Below are 17766 nucleotides of genomic sequence, written 5' to 3'. Positions count from 1 at the left end.
TACCATTATGTCGAATCAATATACCGCAGATGCCATAGAAGTATTGAACGGGTTGGATCCCGTCAAACGTCGTCCAGGGATGTATACAGACACGACACGTCCCAATCACCTTAGCCAAGAAGTCATCGATAACTCGGTGGATGAGGCCCTGGCCGGGCATGCGAGTTCGATAAAAGTGGTACTGCATGAAGATAACTCCCTAGAAGTCGTCGATGATGGACGTGGTATGCCGGTAGATATTCACCCAGAAGAAGGTATTTCTGGTGTGGAATTAATTATGACTAAACTGCATGCCGGTGGTAAATTTTCAAATAAAAATTATGAGTTCTCTGGTGGTTTGCACGGAGTAGGTATTTCCGTCGTAAATGCACTATCTACTCGTGTCGAAGTAAAGATTCGCCGCGATGCCAAAGTCTATCAAGTGGTATTTGCCAATGGCGATAAAATTGAAGATTTAGCTGTTATTGATACTTGTGGACAACGGAACACGGGGACTAGTGTCCGTTTCTGGCCAGATGGTTCCTACTTCGATTCGGAAAAGTTTTCGGTGCGCCAGTTGCACCATGTCTTACGCGCAAAAGCCGTTTTATGTCCCGGTTTGCGCATCCGTTTTGATAATAAACAAGCCAAAGAAACCACTGAATGGCATTACGAAGATGGTTTACGTGATTATTTGATGCAGTCTGTCGCAGATGCGGAAAAAATTCCACATGATGAACCTTTTGTCGGTAAGTTTACGACGAGCACTGAAGCTGCAGATTGGGCGGTCATATGGCTACCAGAAGGTGGCGATATGGTAACTGAGAGTTATGTAAACTTGATCCCCACTGCGCAAGGCGGTACCCACGTGAATGGTTTACGACAAGGACTGTTGGAGTCTATGCGTGAATTTTGTGAGTTTAGAAACCTACTTCCTCGTGGTGTAAAACTGACTCCAGATGACATTTGGGACCGCTGCTGCTACATCCTATCGACCAAGATGCAGGATCCTCAGTTTGCCGGACAAACTAAAGAACGCTTATCTTCCCGTCAAGCATCAGCATTCGTCTCAGGTGTGGTTAAAGACGCTTTTAGTTTATGGTTGAACCAGCACACTGACATTGCAGAACTACTCGCAGAAATGTGTATCAACAACGCTCAGAAACGACTGCGTCAAACCAAGAAAGTTGCCCGTAAAAAAGTCACTTCTGGCCCTGCATTACCGGGCAAACTAACAGACTGTTCTTCGCAGGATAATACTCGTTCGGAACTGTTTTTGGTGGAAGGTGATTCCGCCGGTGGTTCTGCTAAACAGGCTCGTGATCGAGAAATCCAAGCTATTATGCCTCTGCGTGGCAAGATCTTAAACTCTTGGGAAGTAGACTCATCCCAGGTGCTGGCTTCCCAAGAAATTCACGATATATCAGTTGCCCTAGGAATTGATCCAGATAGCGATGATTTATCAGGTTTGCGCTATGGCAAAATTTGTATTTTAGCAGATGCTGACTCCGATGGACTGCATATTGCGACTTTGTTGTGTGCCTTGTTTGTAAAGCACTTCAGGACATTGTTAGAAAAAGGACATGTTTTTGTAGCTATGCCTCCGTTGTTCCGAATTGATGTTGGCAAAGAAGTTTTCTACGCACTTGATGAAAGTGAAAAACAAGGTATTTTAGACCGTATCGAAGCCGAGAAAAAACGCGGCAAGGTGAACGTCCAACGTTTCAAAGGTTTAGGTGAAATGAATCCCTTACAGTTACGCGAAACTACGATGGACCCGAATACTCGTCGTTTAGTACAACTCACCGTAGATGATGCTGAGAGCATGTTAGAGATTATGGATATGTTGTTAGCGAAAAAACGCTCAGGCGACCGCAAAGAGTGGTTAGAGAACAAAGGAAACTTGGCTGACGTATAATGATGCAGTATCAACGTAGGGAAAAGCATGGTTAAGGGATCGGTATTTTCCTTTCGTTCTTTTTATAAACTTCTCACCACCACCATTGTTTTACTGGTTGTGGCGTTCGTGTTGTTTTTGGATGCCGCCCCGTCAGTACCACCAACAAAAGCGGAATACTTGGATTATGCCGATACGGTGAATCCGTTATTAAATGACGTAAAACGCGTATTTGCGCAAAATAATCTCCAACACTCTTTAGTCGTTACTAAACCTCAATTCGCTAGTCTATTGGGCTTTTTGCAAAGAGCAATGCCTGGCTTTTCCGCTAAAGTTACACTGTCATCTGGCCAAGGACGTCTCGCTTTTAGCTACCCGATAAACATTTTCGGGATAACCCGCTATGCCAATGTTTTATTGGTGTTAAAAGATGCTGATAAGGTATTTATAGACACACTCACTTTAGGTAAAGTCCCATTGCCTGGCAATGCTGTTTTAGACATTGTGAGTTGGGGTGTCAATCAATATACCCGCAGTGAAATAGCCACGTTAGCTCGAGAGCAGGTGGTAAAAGTCGCATTTTTGCCAGGCCAAGCACAAGTCCTCATCCATCCGTTAAAAGATTTTATGGTCGCACTCAAAAAAGCCAAAGGTAATTTAAGTCTTGATCAAGATGAAGAGTTACTCGCTAGAGTGACATATTATTTGTATTTTTTGGCCTATGAACAAAGTATTGCTTATGCCCCGACGATTTCATTAGCGGAATATTTGCGGGAATTGATGCTGGAGGCACAGATTCAAAGTAAACCAGATACGGCACATTTAGAAAATGAAGCCGCTATTTTGGCTCTGGCGATTTATGCCGGAGATCGCCGTTTTGGGAGTTTTATAGGAATAGATAAAGTGGCCCAAGAACGGGTATTGCCCAAAGGCACTGTGGTTACTCTGCAAAATCGTCCTGATTTAGCGCAACATTTTATTTTTAGTGCGGCTATAAAAATCTTATCTGATCAAGGGACGTCTGTAGCTATCGGTGAGTTCAAAGAATTAATGGATCGTGTCCAAACCGGTTCTGGATATAGTTTTGTCGACTTAGCTGCCGACAAAGCAGGTGTGCATTTTGCAATCCAACTCGCAGAACAAGATATCGCTGCAGATGCACAATTATTACTGTCACTAGCTGCAGATGAAAGTGTATTTATGCCAGACACCTCTGCGTTACCAGAAGGCCTGAGACGCGATGAATTCACCGCAGCATTTGGTCAGGTGGATAGTGCTACGTACAAAGCTATGGTCGCAAAGGTCATACAACGGGTTAATGCGACGCCACTCGCTAAGTTGTAGTTTATCCTATCAATACCCTAGAGGGTGCTAATGGGCTAAGGTTTATGTTACTTTTACATCCCTCACGTAGCCCCAAAAACTTATGCTTTTAGACTTTCTTTGAACTGTACAAGCGTTGATAAAAGCTGTTCGATTTGTGCCACAATGATACTCAATCGTTGTTCTATTTCCGCTTGCTCGGTTTGGCTTAAATCTAAAGCGACAAACGCATCCATATTTTCACATACTTCAGCAACGTAAGGCTCAAAACGTTTGGCACGGGCATTAAATGGGCTAGACTCAGCAAAAATAGTGTGAAATTTACCTTTCCCTTCTTTTTGAAATGCATCGAGTTTGGCATCTGCGTCTACGGCTTTGCGATAAATGATTTGTAAATTTTCTTGAAGTTTGTCAATGATGGCTTGCATGTGCTTTTTTTACATAAAACGATGGAATATTGGTAAAGTTTATCATGAATCAGCCGTTAAACCGATATCCATATTTGTTTATCATTACAAACGGCGTCTTTATGAATATTGAATCGAGTCTTGTCGCAGCTGGTATAGCGAACCAAACCGCCAATTTAAGTCAAGAACAACAAGTACTGACGGCGAAAATGAGTAATGATATGGTGCAACAACAAGGCCAAGCTTCGGTTCAATTAATCCAAAGTGCAGGTCAAATTCTCCCAGATACCAATACCCCTACCTTTGCCGCCCCAAAAGGCACATATATTGATACCTACGCGTAAGTCATAATTGCATTAGATACCGCTTAGATACTCAAATCAATCGGTGTTTTACTCGGTTCACCGCCGATCTCTCGAACTAATTTGGGGATCATGTAGCCTGATTGTTGCTTAATCACTTCTTGCATAATTCCAATCGCTTCATTGTCGTTGACCGCAAAATGATGCGCTCCTTTGACCCTGTCAAACATATGTAAGTAATACGGCATGATACCAGCGCTGAACAACGCTTCATTCAACGCCATTTGAGTTTGAGCATTTGCATTAACCCCTTTGAGCAGTACAGCTTGATTTAACACAGTGACATTGTGTTGTTTTAACGCATGTACTTTGGTGGTCAACTCTGGGGAAATCTCGTTAGGGTGGTTGATATGCAACACCACAATACTCTGCAATCGAGAATGTGCCAAGAGTTGCGCCAAGCGCTCTGTAACACGGTTAGGTAACACAACAGGGAGGCGAGTGTGGATACGCAAACGCTTAATGTGAGCGATGGCCTCGATTTGTTCAATCAGCCAAGCAATATGGTCATCATTACTCATCAGTGGGTCACCACCCGATAAGATGATTTCATCTAGTTCGGTATGCGCATGAATATAGGCAAAATGTTCGCGCCATTGGGTTTTGTTATTCTGATGCTCACCATACGGAAAGTGTCGTCTAAAACAGTAGCGACAATTCACTGCACACCCGCCTTTGACGATTAACAATAAACGGTTGTGGTATTTGTGAACGATACCATCTTTGGCATTATCTAGTTCTTCTAGCGGGTCTGTGACAAATCCATCTACCTCCAAAAATTCATCTGCGAGAGGCAGTACTTGTTTTAATAACGGGTCGTCAGCTTGTCCTTTAGCCATTAAGGATGCGAAAAAATACGGCACGCGCATAGGAAATAAACGGCGCGCTTTGCTGTGCTGTGTGTATTTTGCAAGCGGTAACTCTAAATAAGACAACAAATCTTCAGGATCAGTAAAGCTATTTGCTAATTCTTTTTGCCAGTTAGGCTCTACAGAGAGCAGATTTTTGTGTATATTATGCACCAATAAACCATTACTAAATGAATATGAGGATGTATGGCGAATTTTAGCACAAATGAATTTAAAGCTGGACTAAAGGTCATGATCGATGGCGAACCATGCAACATTTTAGAAAACGAATATGTAAAGCCTGGCAAAGGCCAAGCGTTTAACCGAGTAAAAATCCGTAAGCTGATCTCGAATAAAGTATTAGAAAAAACGTTTAAATCAGGTGATTCAGTTGAAGGTGCAGATGTATTAGATACTGAACTATCGTATTTATACAACGATGGCGAATTTTACCATTTCATGAATAATGAAACGTTTGAACAGGTTGCGGCAGATGCTAAGGCTGTTGGTGATAGCGTCAAATGGTTAGTAGAGAATGATGTCTGTACGATTACATTGTTCAACGGTAGCCCAATTGCAGTCACGCCACCTAATTTTGTCGAGTTAGAAATTGTGGAAACAGACCCAGGTTTGAAAGGCGATACAGCGGGTACTGGCGGTAAACCCGCTACACTTAGTACCGGTGCCGTAGTACGAGTACCATTATTCGTCCAACGTGGCGAAGTTGTGAAAGTAGATACTCGTAGCGGTGAATACGCGTCACGTGCACAAAAGTAAGACTTTGCCAATGTGGCAAATGCAGATAACACCTGCGAATTTACAAAAAAAAGCTCAGATATTACATAATATCCGAGCTTTTTTTATGTCTCGTAACGTATGTGAAGTCGATGTCCCCATACTCTCACAAGCACCCGTAACGGATCCTTTTTTAGACAACTTCAAAATTAGTTTTGCTTATTCTGCCCCCTGTGATGGAGACGCTATTTATTACCTACAAACCTCTCCTGAGTATGGTATGAAGCGGATGTTGGCATCTGGTTCTGGCGATATTTATTATCTAGGTAAAGCGTTTCGCCATGAACCACAAAGCCCACAGCACAACCCAGAGTTTACGATGCTTGAATGGTATCGCATAGGGTTTGATGACCGAACATTAATGCATGAAGTTGCAGCATTACTGGAAGCAACGCTAGGCGTTACAGCGGTCGAATACTTGGCTTATGACGAAGCGTTTTTACAGTATTGTCAGATAGATATTTGGACAGCTACACACCAAGAACTCGTTGCTTGTTATACAAGTGAGTGTACATATGATTTATTGGCTGAGTCGCGAGACCATGTCTTACAATTATTGTTCAGTGAGCAAATTGAGTCAAAGGTTGGCAAGTCTACACCTTGTTTTATTTATGATTTCCCCGCGAGTCAATCGGCTTTGGCAAAATTAAAAGCATCTGAACAACATAAAGCTCATCGCTTTGAAGTGTATTTCAAAGGTTTAGAACTTGCCAACGGGTATTATGAATTAACGGATCCTGAACAGTTACAACAGCGCTGGCAAGGGGATAACGCCACACGACAAAAGCAAGGGTTACCGCAAATGCCTCATGACGAGCGTTTAGTTGCGGCTTTACATAGTGGTTTACCTGATTGTGCAGGTGTCGCGTTAGGAGTGGATCGCTTACTCATGTTGGCTTTGGCAGCATCAGATATCCAATCTACACTGGCCTTTGGTTTTACAGATGCTTAATGACTCAGTAGATTTGTTAATGAAGTTAATCCGAACCTATCAAACAGTAACGATAAGCGATAATAAGGTAACAACATGTCTTTAGTGAAATTATCTACTGAACGCCTAGCATTAACTCGCCTGACTGTCGCAGATGCTGATTTTATGTATCGGTTAACGACAGATCCTGAGTGGTTGAAGCAAATTGGTGATCGTGGTGTGACAGATCCCACAACTGCGGCTGATTATATTGAAAATGCCCATTTAGCGATGTATACCCAGTATGGTGTAGGTTTGTTGAAAGTGATTGAAGTACATAGCCAACAATCTATTGGTGTATGTGGTTTAATGCAGCGCAATGCATATGATCTCCCCGATTTGGGCTACGCACTATTACCAGATTTTAGGGGGAAAGGCTACGCAACAGAGGCTTGTCAAAGTGTTGTACAATGGTGTCACGAACAGCAATACCAATATTTATTTGCCAAAGTACTACCCACCAATACGGTATCAATACGCGTATTAGAAAAGCTCGGGTTTAGCTATCAGTATCCAGAACACGACGCCGGGGAGCTTCTACATATTTACCAAAAAACGTTTAGCTAGCTGAAAATACTTGAGGTTGCGAGCGCTACCTCGATATTCTTTTAAACACGAGGCTCAGGGTTTAACAAGAGGCTCAGGTAATATTTCTGCTTTTAACAAGACAACAGGCTCTTTGGGGACATCAGGTTGGCCAAACTCTAGCGAGTACTCTGTTTCTACTTCACTAATAGCGTCAACCACTTCATATCCTTCTGCTATGCTACCAAATACTGTGTAGCCCCAGTTTTTACCGGGATCTAATGATTCGTTATCTCGTAGATTAAAGTAAAACTGGCGGGTAGCGGTATGCGGTTCGGTGTTGCGTGCCATAGCAATGGTATACATCTCATTCTTTAGGCCATTACCGGATTCATTAAAAATCTTACCCATACTCGGTTTCACACTGAAATCCGCAGTATATCCACCCCCTTGAACAACAAAACCTGCAATGACACGATGAAAAATAGTATCTTCAAAGCTGCGTTTATCGACATAGCGCAAAAAGTTATTCACGGTAATGGGGGCTTTTCTACGATCTAATTCAACGATGATATCGCCCATCGTGGTGGTCAGTTTGACACGTGGAAATAAATTATCAGGTTGAATTTGGGAACCGTCTGGGATGGTGCGTGTTTTGGCATAACTCGTCGTACTCGTCAGGACCAAGGTGAGTGAAATAAGTAGTACCAGACTCAAAGAATAGATTGTTTGCATGTTAGCAACCTCTTGTTCGGAAATTCAGAAGTTATGTGTGTTAGAAATAATCAGCACAATTAATGTTTGATGGTCGATAAGATCGAAAATTTCTTGTTCGTGTCGACTACTTTAAAACCACCAAAACGTTTTTTCAATAGCTCGCCATAAGGTAGGTGACGATTCCCTATTATTCTGAGTTCACCACCATGGCGGAGAGCAAAATGACTGTCTTTAAACATCTGTTTGGCAATGTGATCAGTGATGGCTTGTTGTTGGTGGAAAGGAGGGTTACACAAAATTAAATCTGCAGGTGGCAGGGTATAATTTGCCAAACAGTTATTTACCCAAAAGGTACATTGGTCTACCAGCTCTGGAAAGTTTGCTGTGACATTCGCTTTAGCTGATGCAACAGCCATATATGACTCATCAACAAATGTCACTTTGGCTTGAGGGGCTTTAGCTAATACCGCACAACCTAACACGCCGTTACCACAGCCCAAATCAATCACATGGCCATCATCGACGAAAGGTAAATTGTTAAGCATAAACCGAGCACCAATATCTAAATTTAAACGAGAGAACACATTAGGTAGGTTACTGATGTGTAAACTCGGGTTCTTGACATCCCATGCCGTATTCTGAGGAGCTCGTCCGACAAGGTCTGGAGCTACCTGACTAAATAATAAACGCGATTTCTTTTTCGCCAATGATGTTTTGTTTTCACCAATATACTGACTAAATATCTTCTGCACATTTTGAGTCATCTGTGGCACTTTGGCACCAGCTAATACTAGCGTATCAGCGTGCAATAGAGGCTTTAATTGTGCCAGTTGATACGCGAGATAACTCAAGTTTTTTGGAATTTTTATTACCAAAATATCAATCGGTTGGTCTGGTACCGATAAACTGTCAATAAACGTCACTGCGTCGCTATCGAGCGCATTCTTTTGCAGATTGTGGCGACACCCGGCCTGTGCGACCCAAGAGTCACTAATATGAGTGGGAGAATACTCATGTAAAGCGCAGGACAACGCACCAAAGTCGTCATTAGCAAGCACAATATGTTGGTTGGGTAAGCGCTCAATAGCATGCTCGTAAAGGTGTGCCAGTAAATATTCATCTACGGCATCCCAAGCCTGTAAATTAGGCATTTGCTGTTCTAATGGAAAACGATATAAACTGTGTTCGCCAAAAGCGTGTATAAAATGTGTATTAATCAACAGTAGAGCCCTTATGCAAGCCGATTTTTTTGACGATGACCCACACCAACCACTGTTTTTGCAACTGGCAATGACAGATGGTGATGTGCGCTATTATCCGAATTGGTTAACACTTACTGATGCTGAACGGTATTTACAAGATTGTCAGAAAGCACTTACCTGGTCCCAGGATTATATCAAAATTTACGGCCGAGATGTGAAGATACCGCGTTTACAATCGTGGATAGGCGATCCTGAGGCACAATACACGTATTCCCAATTATTAATGACCCCTTTACCCTGGCAGGCACCTGTCACAGAAATTCGACATCTTTGTGAAACAACGACCGGGGTAAAGTTTAACAGTGTACTGGCGAATTGGTATCGAGATGGTCAAGATAGTATGGGCATGCACAGTGATGATGAACCAGAATTAGGCCCACAACCGACGATTGCTTCGGTCACTTTAGGTGAGCCCAGAAAGTTTATTTTTAAACATAAAAAGACGCAAGAAAAAGTCGAGGTTGTCTTAGAGCATGGCAGTTTATTAGTTATGCAAGGTGATACTCAACAGTTTTGGCAACATGGTATCAATAAGACAAAAAAGCCTATTGGTGATAGAATTAACTTAACGTTTCGGTGGGTTTATCCGCTTACTACAGGAAAATAATTAGATTTATGGAAATTCAAAATCGCATCACAGAAAAGTTGCTTAATGCATTTTCACCCAGTCATTTACAAGTCGTAAATGAAAGTCACATGCACAATGTTCCGGCTGGTTCAGAAAGTCATTTTAAAGTCACGATTGTAGCAGAACAGTTTTCAGGTAAGCGCTTACTACCTTGTCATCGGTTGGTAAACGAGGTGTTGGCTGATGAGTTGGCAAATGACATTCATGCGCTTGCTTTACATACCTACGCTCCAGAGAAGTGGCAAGGTGAGTCAACAGTACCTGCTTCTCCAAATTGTTTAGGTGGCAGTAAGCACGATTAATTTAGCTTAGCTTGGGCTGGTTGGTAGCAACCCTGCGAAAGTATATCTGGGATGTATCAAAACTCAGTGAAAAAACCCCGTGATCGGAACGGCAGTGACGTCGCGGGGTAGTATAAAGTAAAAATCATGTTTAAGGCTCGCGCTTATCAAAAATGGCTTCCAAGTTAAGACCTTGATGACCTAGGACATCTTTTAGGCGGCGTAAAGCTTCGACTTGGATTTGACGAACTCTTTCACGAGTCAGGCCAATTTCACTCCCGACATCTTCAAGGGTAGAAGGCTCATGCCCCAATAAGCCAAAGCGTCTAGCCAATACTTCCCGCTGTTTTGGGTTTAAATCTTCTAACCAGCGCACAATCGACTTTTTCAAATCGGTATCTTGTACCTCATCTTCCGGCCCTGTGTTATTTTCATCCGCCAAGATTTCGAGCATACCTTTATTTTCAGTATCTCCAGTAACAGGGGAGTCTACGGAGCTGATGCGTTCATTCAGCTTTAACACTTTGGCAACGTCTTCAACCGGCATGTCTAATTCTTTAGCTATGTCTTCGGCGGTGGGCTCGTGATCAAGCTCTTGAGCAAGTTGACGAGCAGTCCGTAAATAAGTATTTAATTCTTTAACGACATGAATGGGCAAGCGGATCGTCCGCGTTTGGTTCATAATCGCGCGCTCAATGGTCTGTCTGATCCACCAAGTCGCATAGGTAGAGAAACGGAAACCACGTTCAGGATCGAATTTTTCAACAGCGCGAATAAGACCTAGGTTACCTTCTTCGATAAGATCTAATAATGCTAAGCCGCGGTTGTTATAACGACGGGAAATTTTTACCACTAGGCGTAGGTTACTCACAATCATACGTTCGCGAGCTTTTTCGTCACCTTTTAGGGCTTGACGTGCATAAAGGACTTCTTCTTCGGCACTGAGCAGAGGGGAGAAACCAATTTCACCAAGATATAGTTGAGTAGCATCTAAGTTCTTTTGGACATCATCAGTGATATCAACATCATCAAATGCATCGGAATCAATGTCATCGACTAAGGTGTCTTCAGCTTTAACTTCAGTTAAATGTGGTGAACTAATTGTGTTTTTGCCAAGCGTTCTTTCTGGAGCAATGTCATTAACAACATCTTCCACAGAGATAAGATCGACTTCTGTGTTATTTTTCTGACCCATAACAGCATCTCCTGTAAATCGGATTAAACTGAATGCATCCCTAAAACCTTATTATTATTTCTGTCGAGGCAAATACTTCAGCGGATCCAGAGATTTACCTTTGTAGCGGATCTCAAATCGCAATTTTGCTTCCGTAGTACCCGAACGACCCATTTCAGCGATTTTCTCGCCTGCCTGTACTATCTGTCTTTCTTTGACTATTATTTTAGTATTGTGTGCATACGCGCTTAAAAAATTATCCGTATGTTTTATAATAACTAAGTTTCCGTAACCTCTCAGTGCATCACCAGTATAAACAACTTTACCTTTTGCGGTTGATACAATCGGAGTCCCAATAGTATTACTTATCTCAATGCCCTTGAGCCCTGCTTCTTTATTCGAAAACTTGCCAATCAAAGTACCTTCGGCTGGCCACAACCAACGGCTGACTCGTGTTGGAAGGTTATTATTTTTAGGTATAGGTTTATCCTTAACCTGGGGTATACGATACGCCTCTTTGGTATTATTTACAATACGTTTATCCGATTTAGTTTTAGGGAGAACATCATCTGATATACTTGTATCGGCTGAAGAACCGGCAATATTATTGCTATTTCCAATTAAATTAAGTGTTTCCCCGCTATTGATTTGATATGGCTCAGCAAGTCCATTTATACTGGCTAGCTCTTGATAGTCTTTACCGTAGAGCCAAGCAATCCCATACAGTGTCTCTCCCTGTTGCACGGTATGAGTTCGGGTGCCAGCCCAGCGGTCAGTTTCTGCAACTTGGGTATTAATTTTGATTACTGGAGCTGGGACAGAGCGTTGTGCACAAGCACTGACAAGTATCGTTGTACTTAGTAGACATACGGTTAGGAGATAACGTGAAGAAAATGGGGTCATATGACGAATATTCCTGATTTATGTATAACTCACCCACAAATAAGCCAAGATTGCGAGTCCAATAACTGCCCACCCAAGTATTTCAACATACTCACGTAGTTTGCTTTCCATTTTTTCACCTCCCCAGTACATCAAACCTGCGACGAGAAAAAATCGACTGCCACGGCCAATAAATGAAGCGATTAAAAATGGTAAAAATGCCATGCTTAGCATGCCTGCAGTGATAGTAAATACCTTGTAGGGGATGGGAGAAAACCCTGCAATAAAAACAATCCAAACACCATATTCGCTGAACCATGCTACAGCATTAGCTAGTTTGTCTTGATAGCCCAGTGTTTCGATAAGGGGAGCGATAAGCGAATCAAAAGCGAACAGGCCAAGAAAATACCCAGCCATGCCACCTAACACCGAGGCTACAGTCGTAATTAAAGCGTAGCGCCAAGCTTTATGGGGTTTTGCCAGAGACATTGGTGCTAACATAACATCGGGTGGGATGGGAAATATCATTGATTCGGTAAAACTCAAAGCACCGAGGTATTTTTCAGCTTGGGGGTGTTTGGCCCAGTTAAGGCAAACGTCATAAAGTGTGGTAAATAATTTCACTGGAGCTCTCCGGGGATTAAAGGCACGAAGTTGGCCTCCTCGATCACAGTTTGTTGAATCGTGTCATTGTGTTTTTGGTATAAGGTTAAAGATTGCTGTTCATTCCCGACTGGGATCAACAAACAGCCTCCTTCGCTGAGTTGCTCTAGTAGTGCTTGGGGGACTGAAGTTGGCGCTGCAGTCACGATAATCGCATGATAAGGTCCTTTACTCGCCCAACCTTCCCAGCCATCACCATAACGCAGTTTCACATTATGACAATCCAAATGGTTCAGACGACGTTTGGCTTGGAATTTCAGGCTATTAATCCGTTCAACCGAACAAATTTGTCCAAAAAGGTGCGCCAATACAGCGGTTTGATATCCCGAACCCGTCCCGATTTCTAAAACGGTTGCACTGCTTGCAGGTACCGGTAAGTGTGCCAACAATAACTCTGTCATCCGAGCAACCGTGTAGGGTTGAGACAAGGTTTGCCCCTGTCCGATAGGGAGCGCGTTGTTTTCCCATGCTTTGTGGGTCAACGTCGGGGGTAAAAAAAGTTCTCTGGGGATCTGACTCATCACATCGAGTACTTGAGTGTCGTTGATCCCAAGACGTTGTAATTCTTGTAACAAAGGCAATGCTTTGGCAATAGAAGCAATCATCGTTTAATTCACTCTGGTAATTGGTTTACAGCACAATGGTCAGTCGCATCGTTAGTGGTAAATTGCACAACCTCACGCAAAATAGATGTCGCAAAACACCCTTTGGGTAACCCAAAAGAGACTTCGATGTGTTGTGTATCGATAACGCGGTGAACTAAATTTTCTGGCCATAGATGAATGGCACGCCGCTCCTGTTTTAGCCCTAAATCTACCAGACAGTTCGTAATTTCTGGATAATGTGCAGCTAGTGTTTGTTCAAATACTGCTGCGTCGTCATTGGCTGCCAACTCTCCTGCTCCCCACATGGGGGCAGACAATACAATATCTCTATCTACAAGACGTTGTTGAATGGATGCATCTGCTTTATCGGCAGTAAAAAAGCTATTTGAACCACTGAGGATACAGACATCGCCTGAGGTCACTGTAGCAAAGGTCTCTTGGCGGATTTTTTCCGATATGTAAGTGTTGAATAGCCAAGAACGGAGGGCCGATATAGCCACGGAACGTTTGTTGCGGTTTTTAATACCTTTACCGTTATAGAGGTTTTCAGCGAGAGTGAGGTTGCCGCCAAACTTGGTACACTGTTGTCCGGCTTCATCTAAATAACGGACTTCACCGAAACGCTGACTCCCAAAATAGTTGGGTACGCCACCGGTTGCAATGTTATCCAGTCGTTGTTGTACGGCTGAGATATCAGAGACATCACGCAATACAATCGTAAACGCATTGCGTTTTAGGGCACCTGTTTTTAACTTTTTATCATGGCGACTAACACTTTTAATAACGACACCTTTTAGGTCGAACTCATCCCATGCAAAGGATTTCTTGCCAGGACAGTGCACTCCGAACCATTGGGTGGAGATCGAAAATTTATCTTTGCGTCCTGCGTAAGAAATATTACGTAATGGTAAACCTGTAAATGCCGCGAGCTGCTCTGCAACATAAGCGGTATTTAACTGGGTTTTCTCAATAAGTAAAAAAATATGCTCGCCTTCACCTGACGGGCTAAATCCGATATCTTCAACAACTTTGAAATCACTTAGTACTTGTTTAAATTTAGCTGTGCTGACGGGTTTACCATACCAATATGCCCAGTCCATTAGCGGAAAAGGTAAGGGCGAAGTCAGGCTAGCTGGTGAGATTGACAAAATAACTTATCCTTGATGTATAACGGTCACTACCGCGTGTGTGGCAATACCTTCTTTGCGTCCGGTAAAACCGAGCTTCTCAGTGGTTGTTGCTTTGACATTTACCTGCTCAGCGGAGCAATTTAGTAGGGCTGCTATATTTGATTGCATACGCGCAATATGTGGTGCCATTTTGGGGGCTTGGGCGATAATCGTAATATCAGCATTACCCAAGATATAGCCTTTGTCCGTGACTAATTGATAAACATGTTGTAACAAGCGACCGGAATCAGCGCCGGCAAAAGCAGGATCGGTATCAGGGAAGTGACGTCCAATATCCCCTAATGCGACAGCGCCTAAGAGCGCATCACATAAAGCATGCAATACGACATCCCCATCTGAGTGGGCTAATAAACCCGTCTCGTAAGGGACATTTTCTCCAGCTAAAATTAATGGGTCAGTGCCACCAAATTTATGCACGTCATAGCCATGGCCAATTCTCAGTGGGAGCGGGGTCATTGGGTCATTAATCCTTGTTGAGTTAAATAAAATTCAGCAAGTGCTAAATCTTCTGGATGGGTGATTTTGATATTGTAGCTAGGGCCTTCAATCAGAGCTACAGGGTACCCAGCGGCTTCAAGTGCAGATGCCTCATCGGTTAACATTAGGTCCTGTGCCAGACCTTCAGTAATACTCTGTTTGAGTGCAGTTAATGCTGCAATTTGAGGTGTTTGTGCTTGCCAGATCGTTCTTCGGTCTAGTGTCGATGCAACCCTGGGCTGTTGTGCCTGGCTCACTTTAATCGTGTCACTCGCTGGTTTGGCAAGAATAGCTGGGGATTCATGCTCGCGATAGTATGCTAAAAGTCGGTCAACGTCTGGTGTTTGCAGACAAGGGCGAGCAGCGTCATGAACTAATACCACTGCATCAGCTGCTGCAATATTCTCTAAGCAGTGTAAGACAGAGTTCACTCTTTCTGCGCCGCCGGCAACTCGTTGTATTTTCGGGTGAGCAGCAATCTTTAACGTGTCAAAAGATGGATCGTTAGGGTGTAATGCAACATACACGGCATGGATTTCTGGATGTTCACAAAAAATCGTTAAAGTACGCTCTAGGATGGTCTGAGCACCGATTTTTAAATATTGTTTGGCTTGTTTTGCTTGCATCCGAGACCCAATTCCTGCGGCCGGGATAATTGCGATAAAAGGAGCTGATGTCGATTGGGTAGCCATTTAATCCTGCTCTTTGGGCACAATACGGAAGAAGGTTTCACCTTCTTTGATCAGCCCAAGTTCATTACGAGCTCTTTCTTCAACTGCATCAATGCCAATTTTTAGGTCATTGATATCTGCTTCGAGAAGACTATTGCGCTGGATAAGCTTTGCGTTTTGTTCAACACGCTGTTGTACTTCGGCTTTGAGCTGCCAATAATCTGGGATGCTGTGTTTGCCAAACCATAGGCGATATTGTAGTGCGCCAAATAAGACGACTAATATCAACACAATGAATTGACTTTTTTTCACATGAAACCCGCAACAGATATAATTAATTACAGGTATTGTAATAGTTTTTAGCGCTAAAACCTAGTCACCAAAAAGTTTCCCTTTTAACTTGTTCATTAGTTTATTTTTCAAGTCATCAGAATCACCTAATTGTCCTTGTAAAAGGGACTCTAAATTACTGAGGTCTCCATCCGCAAGTTGCATCAATTTGGTGATATTTCCCAGGTATTCTTGGTTTACATTCAGGCTCTGTGCAGCTTTTGCTTTGAGGGATTGACGGATCTCAGCAAGTTCTCCTTCTTGGTCGTTGAGCAAACCAGAAATAAGTGCTTTACTGAGTTTGTTATCAAGATCTGAAGATAAAGAAAACCCAGGCTCAGCCACAGAACCCGAAAAATCTGTCGCTAAGTTGAGCGCATCTAGTTGATTGAGCGTTTGCGCAATGATATTTGAATACTTGTCGGTACCTGTTGCGGTCAAGGCTAACGCACTTAAATCAATATCGGACTGACCACTGAGAATGTTGTTGGTAATGTTTAGGCTACCTCGAGTCATCATGTTTGCAGAATTAATGACCGCCTTGATGCGTTCACTATCTACTGCTGGAACATTATCTAAAGCAATATCCATAATCTGCCATGCTTGTTGAGCAGAGATCCCCGTCGGTAAAATACTAAACTCACCTTGGACATCAATTACGTCAGTGCCGATACTATTAATCGTATATGTAGTAGGTGTTTTGGTGATGATATGTTGGTCTGTAATGTTTTGCCAATCGCTTCTGATGCTAGTGTCATTCAAACTCAATAAAATCCTTGCTTCGCGAATTAGGATGTTGGCATATTCAGCATTTGGGTCGATGCTGACTGCTGGTTCATCTGCTTTTGGTGCAAGCATCGGTAAAACAGTATCTAGTGCGAGTAAGATGGTTTGATTTAATTGTTCAGCTTTGTCCCCAAACAGCATGTATGTGATTTGTGATAATGCTTCAGGGTCGCCTGCCATGACCTTTTGCAAGGCTTGATAATCAGCTTGTGGAGCAGATTTTAAGGCCACAATATTTTCTTTTACCGCTTTGTTTGCCGCAGAAGCTAAAGTGCGAAATTCAGAAATGAGCGCTTTATCCTGTTTAATTTGTGCTTTGACGTTATCCCACTGCTCTTTAGCTTTGAGTAGGGCTGCAGGATTTTTGTAGTCAGTGTTCTTTAGCTCATTAAACGTTTTTTTGTAGGCGGCTAATTTTTCTTTGTCAGGCAAAGCCGCATATTTTTCTTGTAAAGGGTCAACATATTTTTCTTTGGTAGTTTGGGCTGCCGCAACGGCTAGCGGGGTCTGTAAACTCGAACGTGCTAATAACTCATCTTTCGAGGGAATATCATTTTGATTAGGTAAAGTCGCTAATAATTCTGAAAAACTGGGGCCAGGTGGACGAAAAACAGTACCTTCGACGGCTCTTGCTTGGTTAAATTCCATCCCAACGATGACTAATTCATCAACAATGACTTTGCTAGATAGTAATGGTATGAACGCAACATCAGCAGAAATACTTTGTACTTGCACTTGGTTGAGTTTTGGACGGCGGGCATCGGTTACTTCTATATCATTTATTTGGACTGATAATGGAAAAATAGAATGACTCACAGAGCCAATATTCACCTCCGCACCGTGCATTTTCCCCATTTCAGCTTCAGCTACCCATTTTACAATGGGATCTACCAAGAATAAATTGACACCCAAAAGAACAAAGGTTGCACCTAAGGCGACTTTAACGGTTAGGGGAAGATTTTTTGACATACACAATCCTTGTTAAATAAAAATA

General features: G+C 42.7%; 21 protein-coding genes. 8 read left to right on the top strand and 13 right to left on the bottom strand.

The window, feature by feature from the left end; genetic code table 11:
- Nucleotides 1-7 precede the first annotated feature (7 nt).
- Nucleotides 8-1897: a DNA topoisomerase IV subunit B gene (gene parE, locus NLF92_RS05010; protein WP_254099491.1), complete on the top strand. Its 1890-nt coding sequence runs from the start codon at nt 8-10 to the stop codon at nt 1895-1897.
- 27 nt (nt 1898-1924) lie between these two features.
- Complete coding sequence (locus NLF92_RS05005; RefSeq protein WP_254099489.1) at nt 1925-3220, top strand: hypothetical protein; 1296 nt, start codon at nt 1925-1927, stop codon at nt 3218-3220.
- A gap of 80 nt (nt 3221-3300) precedes the next feature.
- Here NLF92_RS05005 and NLF92_RS05000 read toward each other — a convergent pair whose 3' ends face one another.
- On the bottom strand, nt 3301-3627 hold the full coding sequence (locus NLF92_RS05000) for a hypothetical protein (RefSeq protein ID WP_254099487.1): 327 nt from the start codon (nt 3625-3627) through the stop codon (nt 3301-3303).
- A 101-nt stretch (nt 3628-3728) separates the two neighbouring features.
- Between NLF92_RS05000 and NLF92_RS04995 the strand changes: the two genes are divergently transcribed.
- Nucleotides 3729-3950, top strand: a complete 222-nt coding sequence (locus NLF92_RS04995) for a hypothetical protein (RefSeq protein WP_254099485.1) — start codon at nt 3729-3731, stop codon at nt 3948-3950.
- Between the two features lie 23 nt (nt 3951-3973).
- On the opposite strand, the gene epmB is transcribed toward NLF92_RS04995, so the two are convergent.
- The gene (epmB, locus tag NLF92_RS04990; protein ID WP_254099483.1) at nt 3974-4993 is read right to left on the bottom strand and encodes an EF-P beta-lysylation protein EpmB; all 1020 of its coding nucleotides are present in this window, start codon (nt 4991-4993) and stop codon (nt 3974-3976) included.
- 30 nt (nt 4994-5023) lie between these two features.
- On the opposite strand from epmB, the gene efp reads away from it, so the two are divergent.
- From efp to NLF92_RS04975, 3 genes are all read left to right on the top strand, one after another.
- The gene (efp, locus tag NLF92_RS04985) at nt 5024-5593 is read left to right on the top strand and encodes an elongation factor P (protein ID WP_254099481.1); all 570 of its coding nucleotides are present in this window, start codon (nt 5024-5026) and stop codon (nt 5591-5593) included.
- 10 nt (nt 5594-5603) lie between these two features.
- Complete coding sequence (epmA, locus tag NLF92_RS04980; RefSeq protein WP_254099578.1) at nt 5604-6563, top strand: EF-P lysine aminoacylase EpmA; 960 nt, start codon at nt 5604-5606, stop codon at nt 6561-6563.
- Nucleotides 6564-6638: 75 nt separating this feature from the next.
- Nucleotides 6639-7148: a GNAT family N-acetyltransferase gene (locus NLF92_RS04975; RefSeq protein WP_254099480.1), complete on the top strand. Its 510-nt coding sequence runs from the start codon at nt 6639-6641 to the stop codon at nt 7146-7148.
- Nucleotides 7149-7202: 54 nt separating this feature from the next.
- Here NLF92_RS04975 and NLF92_RS04970 read toward each other — a convergent pair whose 3' ends face one another.
- Both NLF92_RS04970 and NLF92_RS04965 read right to left on the bottom strand, forming a co-directional pair.
- Entirely contained in the window at nt 7203-7841 is a 639-nt protein-coding gene (locus NLF92_RS04970; protein WP_254099479.1) for a peptidylprolyl isomerase, read from the bottom strand.
- Between the two features lie 59 nt (nt 7842-7900).
- The gene (locus NLF92_RS04965; protein WP_254099477.1) at nt 7901-9043 is read right to left on the bottom strand and encodes a methyltransferase; all 1143 of its coding nucleotides are present in this window, start codon (nt 9041-9043) and stop codon (nt 7901-7903) included.
- 13 nt (nt 9044-9056) lie between these two features.
- On the opposite strand from NLF92_RS04965, the gene NLF92_RS04960 reads away from it, so the two are divergent.
- Together NLF92_RS04960 and NLF92_RS04955 are read left to right on the top strand one after the other, a co-directional pair.
- Nucleotides 9057-9692, top strand: a complete 636-nt coding sequence (locus NLF92_RS04960) for an alpha-ketoglutarate-dependent dioxygenase AlkB family protein (protein ID WP_254099475.1) — start codon at nt 9057-9059, stop codon at nt 9690-9692.
- Between the two features lie 8 nt (nt 9693-9700).
- Nucleotides 9701-10015: a BolA family protein gene (locus NLF92_RS04955; protein WP_254099473.1), complete on the top strand. Its 315-nt coding sequence runs from the start codon at nt 9701-9703 to the stop codon at nt 10013-10015.
- A 130-nt stretch (nt 10016-10145) separates the two neighbouring features.
- Here NLF92_RS04955 and rpoS read toward each other — a convergent pair whose 3' ends face one another.
- Genes rpoS through NLF92_RS04910 form a run of 9 tightly spaced genes read right to left on the bottom strand, consistent with a single transcriptional unit; the run spans nt 10146 to nt 17741 of the window.
- Nucleotides 10146-11189: an RNA polymerase sigma factor RpoS gene (gene rpoS, locus NLF92_RS04950; protein WP_254099471.1), complete on the bottom strand. Its 1044-nt coding sequence runs from the start codon at nt 11187-11189 to the stop codon at nt 10146-10148.
- 54 nt (nt 11190-11243) lie between these two features.
- Complete coding sequence (locus tag NLF92_RS04945; protein WP_254099469.1) at nt 11244-12071, bottom strand: peptidoglycan DD-metalloendopeptidase family protein; 828 nt, start codon at nt 12069-12071, stop codon at nt 11244-11246.
- An 18-nt stretch (nt 12072-12089) separates the two neighbouring features.
- Nucleotides 12090-12674, bottom strand: coding sequence for a YqaA family protein (locus NLF92_RS04940; protein ID WP_254099467.1), 585 nt, complete (start codon nt 12672-12674; stop codon nt 12090-12092).
- Nucleotides 12671-13318, bottom strand: coding sequence for a protein-L-isoaspartate(D-aspartate) O-methyltransferase (locus NLF92_RS04935; RefSeq protein WP_254099465.1), 648 nt, complete (start codon nt 13316-13318; stop codon nt 12671-12673). The genes NLF92_RS04940 and NLF92_RS04935 overlap by 4 nt, the downstream gene beginning before the upstream one ends.
- Before the next feature lie 8 nt (nt 13319-13326).
- Nucleotides 13327-14466 carry a tRNA pseudouridine(13) synthase TruD gene (gene truD, locus NLF92_RS04930; protein WP_432420209.1) on the bottom strand — a complete coding sequence of 380 codons (1140 nt, stop codon included), beginning with the start codon at nt 14464-14466 and terminating at the stop codon, nt 13327-13329.
- A 6-nt stretch (nt 14467-14472) separates the two neighbouring features.
- Nucleotides 14473-14964: a 2-C-methyl-D-erythritol 2,4-cyclodiphosphate synthase gene (gene ispF / locus NLF92_RS04925; protein ID WP_254099463.1), complete on the bottom strand. Its 492-nt coding sequence runs from the start codon at nt 14962-14964 to the stop codon at nt 14473-14475.
- The gene (gene ispD, locus NLF92_RS04920; RefSeq protein ID WP_254099461.1) at nt 14961-15677 is read right to left on the bottom strand and encodes a 2-C-methyl-D-erythritol 4-phosphate cytidylyltransferase; all 717 of its coding nucleotides are present in this window, start codon (nt 15675-15677) and stop codon (nt 14961-14963) included. Before ispD ends, ispF begins: the two co-directional genes overlap by 4 nt.
- Nucleotides 15678-15968 carry a cell division protein FtsB gene (ftsB, locus tag NLF92_RS04915; protein WP_254099459.1) on the bottom strand — a complete coding sequence of 97 codons (291 nt, stop codon included), beginning with the start codon at nt 15966-15968 and terminating at the stop codon, nt 15678-15680.
- Nucleotides 15969-16028: 60 nt separating this feature from the next.
- Nucleotides 16029-17741, bottom strand: a complete 1713-nt coding sequence (locus NLF92_RS04910) for a TIGR03545 family protein (protein WP_254099457.1) — start codon at nt 17739-17741, stop codon at nt 16029-16031.
- Between the last annotated feature and the right edge of the window lie 25 nt (nt 17742-17766).

It is taken from the genome of Opacimonas viscosa, assembly GCF_024199005.1.
Classification (GTDB): Bacteria; Pseudomonadota; Gammaproteobacteria; order Enterobacterales; family Alteromonadaceae; genus Opacimonas; species Opacimonas viscosa.
Note: the sequence above shows the minus strand (reverse complement) of the source record. Positions and strands in the feature narration are given on the sequence as shown.